Annotated in this window: 13 protein-coding genes; 7 read left to right on the forward strand and 6 right to left on the reverse strand. The window is 49.5% G+C overall.

Features of this window, described 5'->3' with window-relative positions; all coding sequences use genetic code 11:
- The first annotated feature begins 221 nt into the window (after window positions 1-221).
- The 4 genes from ACEW9I_RS16260 to ACEW9I_RS16275 all read left to right on the forward strand — a co-directional run bounded on the left by ACEW9I_RS16260 (window position 222) and on the right by ACEW9I_RS16275 (window position 4,226).
- Window positions 222-1,283, forward strand: coding sequence for a protein kinase (locus ACEW9I_RS16260; protein WP_373541378.1), 1,062 nt, complete (start codon window positions 222-224; stop codon window positions 1,281-1,283).
- Between the two features lie 365 nt (window positions 1,284-1,648).
- Window positions 1,649-3,100 carry a F0F1 ATP synthase subunit beta gene (gene atpD / locus ACEW9I_RS16265; protein WP_373541379.1) on the forward strand — a complete coding sequence of 484 codons (1,452 nt, stop codon included), beginning with the start codon at window positions 1,649-1,651 and terminating at the stop codon, window positions 3,098-3,100.
- A gap of 153 nt (window positions 3,101-3,253) precedes the next feature.
- Window positions 3,254-3,658, forward strand: a complete 405-nt coding sequence (gene atpC, locus ACEW9I_RS16270) for an ATP synthase F1 subunit epsilon (RefSeq protein WP_373541380.1) — start codon at window positions 3,254-3,256, stop codon at window positions 3,656-3,658.
- A gap of 103 nt (window positions 3,659-3,761) precedes the next feature.
- Entirely contained in the window at window positions 3,762-4,226 is a 465-nt protein-coding gene (locus ACEW9I_RS16275; protein WP_373541381.1) for a phosphate-starvation-inducible PsiE family protein, read from the forward strand.
- An 11-nt stretch (window positions 4,227-4,237) separates the two neighbouring features.
- Here ACEW9I_RS16275 and ACEW9I_RS16280 read toward each other — a convergent pair whose 3' ends face one another.
- Window positions 4,238-4,966, reverse strand: a complete 729-nt coding sequence (locus ACEW9I_RS16280) for a pentapeptide repeat-containing protein (protein ID WP_373541382.1) — start codon at window positions 4,964-4,966, stop codon at window positions 4,238-4,240.
- Window positions 4,967-5,002: 36 nt separating this feature from the next.
- Window positions 5,003-6,679, reverse strand: a complete 1,677-nt coding sequence (ribBA, locus tag ACEW9I_RS16285; RefSeq protein WP_373541383.1) for a bifunctional 3,4-dihydroxy-2-butanone-4-phosphate synthase/GTP cyclohydrolase II — start codon at window positions 6,677-6,679, stop codon at window positions 5,003-5,005.
- A 194-nt stretch (window positions 6,680-6,873) separates the two neighbouring features.
- Between ribBA and argC the strand changes: the two genes are divergently transcribed.
- Window positions 6,874-7,935 carry an N-acetyl-gamma-glutamyl-phosphate reductase gene (gene argC / locus ACEW9I_RS16290; protein ID WP_373541384.1) on the forward strand — a complete coding sequence of 354 codons (1,062 nt, stop codon included), beginning with the start codon at window positions 6,874-6,876 and terminating at the stop codon, window positions 7,933-7,935.
- 64 nt (window positions 7,936-7,999) lie between these two features.
- On the opposite strand, the gene ACEW9I_RS16295 is transcribed toward argC, so the two are convergent.
- Together ACEW9I_RS16295 and ACEW9I_RS16300 are read right to left on the reverse strand one after the other, a co-directional pair.
- Entirely contained in the window at window positions 8,000-8,881 is an 882-nt protein-coding gene (locus ACEW9I_RS16295; protein ID WP_373541385.1) for a DUF72 domain-containing protein, read from the reverse strand.
- Between the two features lie 25 nt (window positions 8,882-8,906).
- A complete protein-coding gene (locus tag ACEW9I_RS16300) occupies window positions 8,907-10,235 on the reverse strand; it encodes an ATP-binding protein (RefSeq protein ID WP_373541386.1) in 1,329 nt (442 codons plus the stop codon).
- Between the two features lie 12 nt (window positions 10,236-10,247).
- Between ACEW9I_RS16300 and ACEW9I_RS16305 the strand changes: the two genes are divergently transcribed.
- On the forward strand, window positions 10,248-10,490 hold the full coding sequence (locus tag ACEW9I_RS16305; RefSeq protein ID WP_373541387.1) for a hypothetical protein: 243 nt from the start codon (window positions 10,248-10,250) through the stop codon (window positions 10,488-10,490).
- A 159-nt stretch (window positions 10,491-10,649) separates the two neighbouring features.
- Entirely contained in the window at window positions 10,650-10,976 is a 327-nt protein-coding gene (locus tag ACEW9I_RS16310; protein ID WP_373541388.1) for a DUF3155 domain-containing protein, read from the forward strand.
- Window positions 10,977-11,051: 75 nt separating this feature from the next.
- Here ACEW9I_RS16310 and ACEW9I_RS16315 read toward each other — a convergent pair whose 3' ends face one another.
- Together ACEW9I_RS16315 and ACEW9I_RS16320 are read right to left on the reverse strand one after the other, a co-directional pair.
- Window positions 11,052-11,585, reverse strand: coding sequence for a cofactor assembly of complex C subunit B (locus ACEW9I_RS16315; RefSeq protein ID WP_373541436.1), 534 nt, complete (start codon window positions 11,583-11,585; stop codon window positions 11,052-11,054).
- Window positions 11,586-11,736: 151 nt separating this feature from the next.
- Window positions 11,737-12,918 (reverse strand): citrate synthase, encoded by a 1,182-nt coding sequence (locus tag ACEW9I_RS16320; RefSeq protein ID WP_373541389.1) that lies wholly within the window; start codon window positions 12,916-12,918, stop codon window positions 11,737-11,739.
- Window positions 12,919-13,238 lie beyond the last annotated feature (320 nt).

The following is a 13,238-nucleotide window of genomic DNA, read 5'->3' on the forward strand; positions in this document are numbered from 1 at the left end:
TTCGGTCGCTGATGCGCTGTCTTGACCCAAACACATGCGGAGGGAACCTCCGCGTGATTTGGGTCGCTAAACCCTCGGCAAAGCCTACGTATCGCGCATCGCTACGCGGACTGAGATCTAGAGTGTCTTAACCGATGTGGCGACTGCCATACACCATCATCGTCTAGTCAGTTCAGGATTGCACCGTTAGTATTGCCTCAACGTCAGAGCATTGATGTTTTATGACCGATCTTGCCGCCAGTCAGTCGTCAATACCAGCCAAGAGCGATCTCCCGATCGCCGCTTTACACCGCGAGGGTCACACCCACGCAGGTAAAATTCTAGGCGATCGGTATTTGCTCCGATCGGTATTGGGTCGTGGTGGTTTTGGGATCGTCTTTTTGGCACGCAATATTGCTTTACCAGGACAGCCACTGTGTGTGATCAAACAGCTAGCACCGCCATCTACCGATCCACAACTGGTAGCGATCGCCCGTCACCAATTCGAGCTAGAAGCACTAAGCTTGAGTCGCTTGAGTAGTCACGCTCAAATCCCCTCACTCCTCGATTATTTGCAGATTGGCACAGATCTATATCTGGTCGAAGAATACATCCCCGGCATCGATCTGCGGCAGATTGTCAGCAACCAGCGCAGATTTACCGAACTGGAAGTCGAAAACTTTTTGACCCAGATGCTGCGGGTAGTAAAGTACATTCACAGTCACCACCTGATTCACCGCGATCTCAAGCCTCAAAATATTATCCTCTGTCGTACCGATCGCCGCTTTGTATTAGTGGATTTTGGAAGTGTGAAGGATATCGCTCCGACGACACAACCGTCGCAGCGGATGGAAACGATCGCGATCGGGACGCCAGGATTTACACCACCAGAGCAATTAGCCGATCGCACCGTCGATGCTAGTGATATTTATGCTTTGGGGATGACTTGTATTTACCTATTAACAGGAAAAGAACCAAGTCAATTTCCCACCGACGATCGCACTTGCGAATTGCTATGGGCAGATACAGTGGAAATAAGTACAGGCTTGAGTGACATCATCGCCAAAACGATCCAAATCCCGCTATCCGAACGCTATCACTCAGCAGCAGCAGTTCTAACCGCCTTGGAAAATCGTTCGATCCGCGCGAAATTACGTACGTATCTCGATCGCAAACACGCCATCGCCACTAGTGACAGCAGTGGCAAGCCCAGCAGCCATTACCCAGCAGTCGTAGAGTGGGCATTGGGGATCGATCGAGCATCAGAGTCAGCAACTGGCGATCGTGTCGAGCGCAAAATGTAGGAGTGGCTGCATCCGACTAACTCAACTAAATCCTCACAAAAATCGACAGCAGCGGGTGCGTTCGATGATAAACTAGGCAACAGCATTGCAAAATATTAAAAGTAGCTAACAATACTGAATCGAACTAGTAAACAGCCAACAGCGATCCTCTGGGGGAATCGATCTACTCGATCGAAGATTGTGGTCATTGCCAAGGGTCACAACCTAGCAATGAAGCCAATTGCTGCCAACTGAAAACTCACAACCGAGATCCGATCTGGTTGGTTGTCTCGATTCGCCACAGTCGTTGGTGTAGCTCCTGCTCAAATAGTAGGCACGACACCAACGCTATAGACAAAATCACACCATAATTAAGTAACGCGCACATGGCTACCACCGCAGAAAAAACAAACGTGGGGAAACTCACTCAAGTTATTGGTCCAGTTGTGGACGTAGAATTTACTGGCGGCAAGATGCCCCAGATTTATAGTGCCCTCAAAGTTGAAGGCAAAAACGAAGCCGGACAAGATGTCTCCGTAACTTGTGAAGTCCAACAACTACTCGGTGACAATCAAGTTCGGGCTGTTGCCATGAGTAGCACCGATGGTTTGGTGCGGGGAATGGATGTCATCGATTTGGGCGCACCGATTAGCGTACCCGTTGGGACAGCGACGCTCGGTCGGATTTTTAATGTCTTGGGTGAAACTGTAGATAACCGTGGTCCAGTCGATACGGAAGATCGATCGCCCATCCACCGCGATGCACCCAAGCTGACTGAATTAGAAACTAAGCCGTCCGTATTTGAAACCGGAATCAAGGTGATCGATCTCCTCACTCCCTATCGTCGGGGCGGTAAAATCGGTTTATTTGGTGGTGCTGGTGTCGGCAAAACCGTAATTATGATGGAACTGATTAACAACATTGCAACCAATCATGGTGGTGTGTCTGTTTTCGGTGGTGTGGGCGAACGTACCCGTGAAGGGAACGATCTCTACAACGAAATGATGGAGTCGGGAGTAATCGACAAAGATAACCTCAATAACTCCAAAATCGCCCTCGTCTATGGTCAAATGAACGAGCCACCCGGAGCAAGGATGCGTGTCGGGCTAGTAGCATTGACGATGGCGGAATACTTCCGCGATGTCAACAAGCAAGACGTATTGCTATTTATCGACAATATCTTCCGGTTCGTGCAAGCTGGTTCCGAAGTATCGGCACTCCTCGGTCGGATGCCTTCTGCGGTGGGTTATCAGCCTACTTTGGGTACCGATATGGGTGACTTACAAGAGCGGATTACTTCAACCAAGGAAGGTTCGATCACTTCCATCCAAGCGGTATACGTACCTGCGGATGACTTCACCGATCCTGCGCCAGCAACTACCTTCGCTCACTTGGATGGTACTACCTCCCTATCGCGGGGTCTGGCGTCCAAAGGGATTTATCCGGCAGTAGATCCACTGACATCGACCTCGACGATGTTGCAACCATCGATCGTCGGTGCCGAGCATTATGATACCGCTCGTGCCGTCCAATCCACGCTCCAACGCTATAAAGAGCTGCAAGATATCATTGCAATTCTCGGTCTAGACGAGCTGGCTGAAGACGATCGCCTCATCGTTTCCCGCGCCCGTAAAGTCGAACGCTTCCTATCTCAACCCTTCTTCGTTGCCGAAGTATTTACTGGTTCTCCTGGCAAATACGTCAAGCTCGAAGATACCATCAAAGGTTTCCAAGCGATCCTCAATGGCGAATTAGACGATCTGCCAGAGCAAGCTTTTTACCTCGTAGGTGATATCGCTGAAGCCAAAGCTAAGGGCGAGAAATTGCTCAAAGGCTAAGATTAGTGAATAGTGAATGGTGGATAGTGAATAGAAACATAGCTGGTGGGCGATGCCCAACAAACAATGTAACTAATAGATGGCTGGTAATACCAGCCAAAAAGCTATTCACCATCCACCATCCACCATCCACCATCCACTATAAAAATAACTATGACACTAACTGTAAGAGTAATTGCCCCAGATAAGACGGTATGGGACGGTACGGCAGATGAAGTCATCTTGCCGAGTATCACCGGACAATTGGGGATTTTGAGCGGTCACGCGTCGCTGTTGACGGCTCTGGATACTGCGGTGATGCGGATCAAAGCAGGTAAAGATAAGTGGACGCCAATTGCGTTAATGGGTGGCTTTGCAGAAGTCGATAATAATGAAATTACCGTCCTGGTAAATGGTGCGGAATTAGGTGAAAATATCGATCGCGAGCAAGCCCAAAAAGAGTTTACCGAAGCCGAACAAAAATTGGCGACAGCACCAGCAGGTAATCGTCAAGACCAAATCCAAGCCGATCGCGCTTTCAAGCGTGCCAGAGCTAGACTTCAAGCTGCTACTAGTTAGATTTTTAAAAGCTAGTACTTAATTAGATCCTCTTAATCAATGAATTAGGAGGATTTATTGTTGTAAAATCAGTAATAGCGAATCAATTAGATAGGCAAGCTTGATGATAGGGATACTCCGCAGATTGAAAGCGATATTTGTACAAGATACAAAGTTTTTAGAAGCGATCGGATCGATCGAAAATATCGTTGCTAAAATCTTATCAATTGGGATGATTTTTGTCACCTTCTTTGCGATCGCTCAGTTGAGTTACGCCATCATTGACAAGTTTCTGCTCACTATCAACCGACCGACCAATGATAGTTTCAACACGATTTTATTTGAATTGTTTGGGTTATTTTTAAATGTCTTAATTGCTCTGGAAATTCTTGAGAATATCACTGCCTACCTGCGAAAATATGTGATCCAAATCGAGCTAGTACTGGTTACGTCACTAACTGCGGTTGCTCGAAAAATCATCATTCTGGACTTGGAAAAGAAAAGTAGTAGCGATCTCATCGCCCTGGCAGTGGCAGTGTTTTCGCTCTCCGTTGGTTATGCGATCGTCCGCCAAGCTAATAAGAAATAGGTTCTAATCAGCTAATAGCCATGCTCATTTGGCGGTGCAGATTGGCGAGTACCGCCAGGAACTAGTCGTTGTGGACTACCCAAACCGGACGGAATGCGATAGACGCGCGGACGCCGGAAGACGGGACTACTTTCATCGTTGACATTGGGAGTAGCTGCGGGTGGATTCGGTTGCTGGCGGCTCGGATCGCGCTGATTTTCGGATGCGGGGTTTGGTGAGGTTGGCGATGATGGGTTAACTCCTCTCACCCCGCTGAGATTGGCATCGGTAAGCGAAGCACTCGTGAGATTGGCACCTGTAAAATCTGCCAGTGCCAGATTTGCACCCGCTAGATCGGTATTGGCAAGGATCGCACTGCGAAAATTGGTATTGACAAGATTGGCATAAGATAGATCTGTCCGTGTCAAATTGGTACTCGTAAAATTGATATTGACGAGACTAGCTGCCTGTAATACCGCGCCAGTAAAGTTGGTGCTGGTGAGATTGGCTCCAGTGAGATTAGCTCCGCCGAGTTTGGCATTGGTGAGATCGGCTCCACTCAAGTTTGCACCAATGAGATTGGCGGCTTGGAGATCGGCATTGACTAGCTGTTTGCGGCTGAGATTGGCACCACTGAGATCGCAGCCGACGCATTTATTGGTGGTAGTGAGGATTTGGAGATCTGCTGGGTTGTAAGCCACAGCTACAGGTGCGATCCCCACTAGGATCGCAGCACAGCAAGGATATAAGCGGTGATTCATATTAGCGATCGCGAGAGAACTACAATCAATTATTTACTAACTGAAGCTATAAATCACTTGAAGTTCCAATTGGGCACTTAGTGTCGAGGGTAAGTGTGATTTGGAATAAGTCTGTCTATCCAGGTGCATTTGCAGCCCCGTCAGCGGATCTTGCCCATTGGCGACTAGAAATTCGAGGCGATTGACTTGGGGGAGAGTGGCGATCTCGTCCAAGATGTTGACGATCGCTTGGACGTAAGGATGACTACGTTCCTGATACCAGCCCTCGATTGCCAGGTTGGCTTGATCGAACCCCAGATGAAAAGTTAATGAAGGATTGCCAAATAAGGCAGTCCCCAGCGGTCTAGCTTCTTCTTTGAGCAGGACATTGTGCCCCTGGGCGATGTGACGCAGCTTATCTAAGCGATCGTACCTGGCGGTGACTGCTAGTGGCTCCTCGTTCCAGGTAATCCCGACTGTGACTAGATAGGTTTGGAGGAGCATGTGCCCGAGTTTTTCGGCTTTGGTCACTAAGTATTCATTGTTGTAGTCATTGGCTTCGATCAGTAGTGGTACGCGATCGACCATTTCCAAACCATAGCCTTTGAGTCCAGCAATTTTACGCGGGTTGTTGGTGATCAGCCGAATTTTGCTAATCCCCAGATCGTTTAACACCTGTGCGCCGACTCCGTAATTTCGCAGATCGGCGGGAAATCCCAGCCGATTATTGGCTTCGACGGTATCTAGTCCCAGATCTTGAAGCGAATAAGCTTTGAGCTTGTTGATCAAGCCGATCCCCCGCCCTTCCTGACGCAAGTAGACTACGACCCCAGCTCCAGCATTCTCGATCATCTTGAGCGCGGCTTGGAGCTGCATCCGGCAGTCGCAGCGGAGCGAACCGAGGGCATCGCCAGTCAAGCATTCGGAGTGCATTCGCACCATCACGGGTTTGCCGACAAAATCAGCCGGATCGCCCTTGACAATGGCGACAGTCTCGGTGGCATCCAAAAGATTGCGATAACCATAGATCTGAAACTGCCCAAACTGGCTGGGCAGCTTGGTAATAGCTTCACGATGGACGAACCTGTCGTGTTTGAGTCGATAAGCGATCAGATCGGCAATGCTGATGATTTTGAGATCGTGGGTACGCGCGTAATCAACCAGATCTGCCAGTCTCGCCATCGAACCATCGGGATTCTGGATCTCGCAGATGACTCCAGCAGGATACAAACCTGCCAACCGAGCCAAGTCTACTGCTGCTTCTGTGTGTCCCGCGCGCTTGAGGACACCGCCCTCTTGAGCGCGGAGGGGAAAAATATGACCCGGACGGCGGAGATCTTCGGGTCTAGTCTGCGGATCGATCGCGCGATGAATCGTGCGGGTGCGATCGTCTGCGGAGATCCCCGTAGTGACACCGAGCTTCTGACTGGCATCGATACTGACAGTGAAAGCTGTTTGATTGGGATCGGTATTATTGGTCACCATCAAGGGTAGATCCAACCGATCCAACTGATCGCCCATCATCGCTAGGCAGATCAAGCCACGGGCATGGACAGCCATAAAGTTGATACTAGCGGCAGTTACTGACTCGGCAGCGCAGATCAGATCGCCCTCATTTTCCCGATTTTCATCATCTACCACCACGACCATTTTGCCCGCTGCGAAGTCAAATAGGGCGGTAGAGATCGGGTCAAACTCAAAATTGGACAGGTCAGTAGAAGAAGTTGCTATCACAGATCGGTAAAATGTTGCTAAACTATATAGTCCATCAAAGCAAGTCAAGACTCCAGCTCGATCGCCAATGCAGGGCAAAATCTACATTGTCAGATCTGCAAGTTCACAATTAGGTGTGAATTTGGAGTGGAACTAGTTGGTATTTCCCACCATGAATATGGTAATCACTTCTCATTATATAGGTCATAACATTCATGGGTGAGCAGAATAACCGTCTTCAAGTTGGGATCGTCGGTGCGTCGGGTTATGGCGGTGTCCAGTTGGTGCGCTTATTGCAAGATCACCCCGCGATCGAGATTGCCTATCTCGGTGGCGATAGTAGCGCGGGCAAAAAGTTTGGCGATCTCTATCCCCATCTGGCTCATGCTGTCCAGTTGACGATCGAACCGATCGATGTTGATATCATCGCTACCCGTTGTCAGGCGGTGTTTCTCGCTCTCCCCAATGGTTTGGCTTGCGAATTAGCACCGCAATTATTGGCTAAAGGTTGTAGTGTGCTGGATTTATCAGCAGATTATCGGTTTACCGATCTCGATATCTATACCCAATGGTATAAGATTCCCCGTGTCGATCGCGATACCGCCGCGACAGCCGTCTATGGCTTACCCGAACTCTATCGATCGAAACTTCGTACTGCCAAGCTCGTCGGCTGTCCTGGTTGCTATCCTACCGCCAGTCTCCTCGCGCTCTCGCCGTTACTCAAGCAAGGTTTGATCGATGCCGACACCGCGATTGTCGATGCCAAATCCGGCACCTCTGGCGGCGGGAGGCAAGCCAAAACTCACCTCCTGCTTGCGGAGGCTGACAACAATATTTCCGCCTATAGTGTTGCCGGACACCGCCATACACCTGAGATCGAGCAAGTATGCAGCGATCTTGCTAGTCATGAGGTCAAAGTGCAATTTACGCCCCATCTGATGCCGATGGTACGCGGGATTTTGGCGACTGTCTATGCCAATATTCGCGATCCAGGTCTAGTCACTGAGGACTTGATTACGATTTACAAGGCTTTTTATCGGTCTTCACCTTTTGTCAAAGTATTGGAGGGGGGAATGTACCCACAAACAAAATGGGCAGCAGGTACCAACCTTTGCTACATCGGGGTGGAAGTTGATGTCCGCACGGGGCGAGTAATTGTGATTTCAGCGATCGACAACCTGATCAAAGGTCAAGCCGGACAAGCGATCCAGTGTCTCAATGCGATGATGGGTTGGGATGAAACGCTCGGACTCCCCCAAATGAGTTTCTATCCTTAGAATCTTCACTGGTGCGTTACGCTGCGGTAACACATCCTACGGTAAGCGAACATGGCGGGGTATTTTAGAATAAATCTAATTGCACCGCTGAATCGGCGATGGGTGGTGGTAACGGATCGATCGCGATCCCTGCATTGGTAAAAATCTGATGCAGATACCGCGCATTGATGGGCGATCGCGCTTCGATCGGACAATGGACGAACATGTAAATATGAGCGTCCTGTGCCAGCCATGCCTGAATCTGGCTCGTCCAGCCTTCCAACCACACCTGATTTGCCGACTGGACGGGGTGCGACACGTATCGAATCAGACTAAAAGGTGCTCTCAGACTCAGCTCGGTGCTGCCAGTGGGGGAAGTTGCCAACGGTACGTGCGGTTTTTTGCACTCGACGATCGCGCCTAGCTCGGGATCTGCCTCGTAAATCGGGCGAGAATCAAGGATAACCCGCCCGATACCCAGATGTGTCAATAACTCCGTTAACTGCTCTTGGTGGGGAGATTTGAACCAATCTAGCTGCCGAACTTCTACCGCCAATGAGCTACCCTGACCTGCTAGTGCTGTCAGAAATGCAGTCAAATCCGCCAATCTGGTAGCATCGGGCGCGTAATGCGGCGGTAACTGGATAAACATCACGCCCAACCGATCTCCCAATGCCTGCATCTGAGTGATAAATGCCAGCGCGGGGACAATCTGCGGCGCAAGTAGTCCGCTGTGAGTAATAGCGCGCGGAAACTTGAGACAAAACTTAAATCCTGCTGGAGTTTGAGCGCTCCAGCGATCGATTGTCGCCCGATCGGGGATCGCATAAAAAGTCGTATTCCCCTCTACTGCTGGAAAATAATTACTATATATCCGCAAAAATTCCCGTGATGGTGTTTTGGGTGGATATATTTCGCCCACCCAACCTGGATAAGACCACACCGCACAACCGATCGACATAGGCATCCGATTAACCTCCCTTCACCATCCACTATCCACCATCCACCAACTGCAACCACAGCATAAACTCCGTCCCCCGAACGGCACCTGGGGGCGGGCTAGTGACTGATATTTTACCGTGCATGTGCGTGACGAGTTCTTTGGCGATCGCTAGTCCCAAGCCAGTACCAGCAATGCTGCCTTGAGCTTGGACGCCACGATAATGACGCGTAAATAAGCGATCCAAATCTTGGGGAGGTATTCCCATTCCGGTATCCCGAATACAGATCTGGAGCTGGAACTCACCCCTTTCGCCTGATGGCGGCATCGGAGTATCGATCGGTTCGACATCGATATCTATTTCCCCTGCTGCGGGTGTATATTTCAAGGCATTGTCGATCAGATTACTCAGGACTTCGCGCAAGGCGGCTGGATGTGCTTGCACTAATGGTAAATCGCGGGGAATATGAGTGTGCAACTTTAAATTTCGGTCCTGAGCGATCGCTTCAGCCGACATAATTAATGGATCGAGTACGTCTGTCAATTGACAAGACTCGCTCCGAAATGTGGCATCGGGAAGTAATAAGTTAGCACTATAAGTCTGCGCCGCATCCTGACTGGCTGGCAAGAATTTCGCCAGTGCAGATTTAGCTTCAGTCATGGCTGGTAGATCGATCGCGCTTTCGAGGTGTGTGAGTAGCTCCTGCAACCTGTCGCTTTCGCGGACGATACTGTTGGCAAAACCGCGATTGGGATCTGCTAAATTCAGACGTTTGATCAATAATTTGCCAAATGTCCGAATCGCTGTCAACGGATTGCGGAGTTGGTGCAAGAGATTGTGCAATAGATCTCGTTGCTGGAGTTGCAATTGCTGTTGCTGTCGATATTCGCGTGCTAGCCAATTGTGGCGGCGATCGACGATCCCCGCCAGCGCGATCGTTTGGGCGACTTGTTGAATTTGCATCTGTTCGGTTGCATTCCACGGCTGAGCCTCCCGTGTCGTCACCAGCAGTCCCAAGATCGTCCCGTCTGATACTAACGGGAGCAGGAGCTGATTGCGTTTGGACTGGGACTCCTCTGCACCCCGATCTGCTGATTTTGGTACTAGGGTTGTCACCTGACGCTCGTCGTTGCCAGCTAGTTGTCTCGCAAACCGTTCGGCAGCTAAACTCGACGATCGATCGATACTTTGGTTCATCACCTCTGACCAAGCGATGCCTGTTTCTGGATAGACTATCAGTGGCAATAATTTTGACTCTCCGCCGCCGGCGATGTCCTCAGTCAGATAGACAATACTCAAATTCGCACCTAAGCCATCCGCCAACAGTCGTAACTGTGCGCGACACAAAGCCATGAATTCAGAACTCGTAGCAGTAGACACGATCTTGGTTATTTGTTCTTGGTTGATGGTCAAGTTACCTCCGCTACTGACTTACCTGGATCGAATGAGGCATCTAGAGTAGTGCGTGGGAAGGGAGAATGTGCGCGTCGCCGCTATTCACCTATTTTGGCACGATTGCTGCCTGGAGATGGCGATCTGCTCGATCTAGATGGGCATCGTCACCAAATTTGTCAGACCGATCGCCTAGATTACTTATTAAGATTTATTACGAATCTTATAATTTATTATCGCTAAATCACCAGGATAACTTCGTTTTTTCTTTATATTAGTGGATTTGGGCGGATGAGGAGGTGATTTACATGGGGCTTGAGTTTTTAGACTGAAGCGGATAGAATAGCGACGGCTTTTGTAACAGACATTACATCTGTCTGCACCAAAGAGGAGGTAAGGCGGTTGGCTAGAAGACGCAAACGGAAAAGTCGGAGACGTCAAGAAGGGCGGAGAATTTTGGAGCAGGTGCCACAGTTCAGCATTGAAAGTGGCGAAGATAAACCTGTTACTGCTGCGCGCAAATACATCTTGTCAGAAGGGATCTCCCCGCCAGCTTTATTGCTGGTGAAACGCAACGAACATACAACAGATCGCTATTTTTGGGCAGAGAAGGGTCTATTCGGCGCACAATATGTCGAAGAAAACCATTTTCTATTTCCCAGTCTGCGATCGCTGGAGCCAGAAACAGAAAGTCAACAACTACTTACTGTTGGCAGCAGTACTTACTAGTTAAGCTGACTTTCTGGTACAAAATCTCTATTTTGATAGCAAGCACCCAAATGCGATTACATTTGAGTGCTTTTTTTATTCTATATCTTCACGGACACTTAATTGCAGCGCGGACTGAAATACTGCCAATTCATCCCGATGTCCGCTAATCTTGACGATGGTGGCGGATGCGTCATCTGGCACTTCTACTTTGAGTCGCACTTGTTCGGTTCGCGATGATCCTTCCCAATAAAACCAGCCAGCCAAGGGGGCGACCAATATGAGTAACCAAAATAAATCACCGAGATCGGGTAATAACATCCTGAGCACCAACGCCAGACACATCGCACCGATCGCCGCCAGACCAGTCAGCAGCACAGCCAAGAATACACTCGGACGCACTAAACCCTCAAAGGTAACAATATCGGTATCGCGATCGACCGCAGCAATCTTGTAAGCACGCTCTGTAAAATAAGCTTGCAGTCGCGGTAATAAGTCTACTTCTGATTCGCTAGTTTCTAGTACCATTTGCTCGATTCGCGGTTTTGTAGAAGCACGAATAAAGAAAAATAACCCGATGGCTAGCAGGATGGTAAGGATAAATGTGGATGTGAGGACGTTTGTGTTCATGGCTAATAGCAGTTGACAGTTGACAGTTGCGGCGCGCGCTCTTGGTTGGGTTGGCAACCCAACCAGGTTCCCTCCAGGTATAGCGCGACAAGACAGACAGCGATTGAGTATGGGTAATGTGTGCCTACTTACTGAGCCTAAAACCTACCCCCTAGACTCGATCCTCGATGGCAATGTAATCCTGTTGATGCAAGCCTGTATAGATCTGAGTAGGACGGAAGATCCGATTTTCTTGGAGTTGCTCATTCCAATGCGCCAACCAGCCAGCTACCCGCGCAATGGCAAACACTGGGGTAAATAAATCAGTGGGGATGCCCATTTTGCGATAGACCAAACCGGAATAGTAATCGACATTGGGATAGATGCCGCGCGGCCCCAAATACTCTTCGAGCACCCGCTCCAGCTCTAGCGCGATATCGTAGTAAGGATCGTCGCCGAATTTGTCAAAGAGTTGTTGGGCTAAATCTTGCAAAATAATCGCGCGCGGATCTTTGACGCCCTTATAAACACGATGTCCAAACCCCATAAATTTGTACTTGGGATCTAACTTGAGGCACTGCTCGACATAGGGACGGACATTGGCGACACTACCAATCTTCTCAAACATGGCGATCGCTTCTTCATTGGCACCACCGTGGAGGGGGCCAGCCAGGGTACCGACAGATGAAGCAATGACTGTATATGGATCTGCCAACGTCGAGGCGGTCACCCGTGCTGAGAAGGTAGAGGCATTCATCGTATGTTCGGCATGGAGGATCAGACAGATATCCATGACTTTTGCGACGATCGGATCTGGTTCTTTTTCGGTCAACATGTAAAGGAAGTTGGCAGCATAATCGAGATCGTCGCGCGGTAAAACAGCATCATTACCCTTTCGCATCAGTTGAAATGCGGCGACCATTGTCGGAATTTTGGCAAGCAACCTAATCACGGCTTGACGCACATAGTCGGGAGTGGGCAGAGTATGCCGTGAGTAAAATAGCCCCAACGCAGCTGCAGAAGCTTGGAGTGCATCCATCGGATGTCCGGTTTCGGGAAAACACTTCATCATGTCTTTGATCCGATATTTGATCCGCCGATGAGAGTAAATATCTGCCGAAAACTCTTGCAGTTCGGTATGTGTGGGTAATCTACCCCAAATTAGTAAGAATGCTGTTTCGAGAAAGTTACTATGCTGGGCGAGTAATTGGATCGGAATACTGCGGTATTCTAAAACACCTTCTCGATCGCCTAGATCCGTTGTTTGGATGCCTACATAGCTGATGCTGGATTTGGCAGCAGGCACTCCTTCTAATCCAGCTCTATATTCAGGTTTGCGATCGCTTTCAGTCATAACAATTATGATTTAGCTAGTATGACTAATAATACCTTGTTGAGGTAGAGGGTAATCAGGCTTTAGGCTTTAGCGGATGCGCGCTCCGTCTGTGCCTACGGCAGGCTTACGCCAACGACACGCCTCGCTTCGCTCGTCTACGGGTTCCCCGAGGGTTTAGCGACCCAAATCACGCGGAGGTTCCCTCCGCATGTGTTTGGGTCAAGACAGCGCACCAAGAAGGCTTTAGGCTTTAGGGGTAGAGGGTAATCAGGCTCTGGGCTTTGGGCTTTAGGGATAGAGGGGAGCCGATGTAATAGCAAAGTTCGCCTTCTCCCCTC

The organism is Chamaesiphon sp., assembly GCF_041738855.1.
Classification (GTDB): Bacteria; Cyanobacteriota; Cyanobacteriia; order Cyanobacteriales; family Chamaesiphonaceae; genus Chamaesiphon.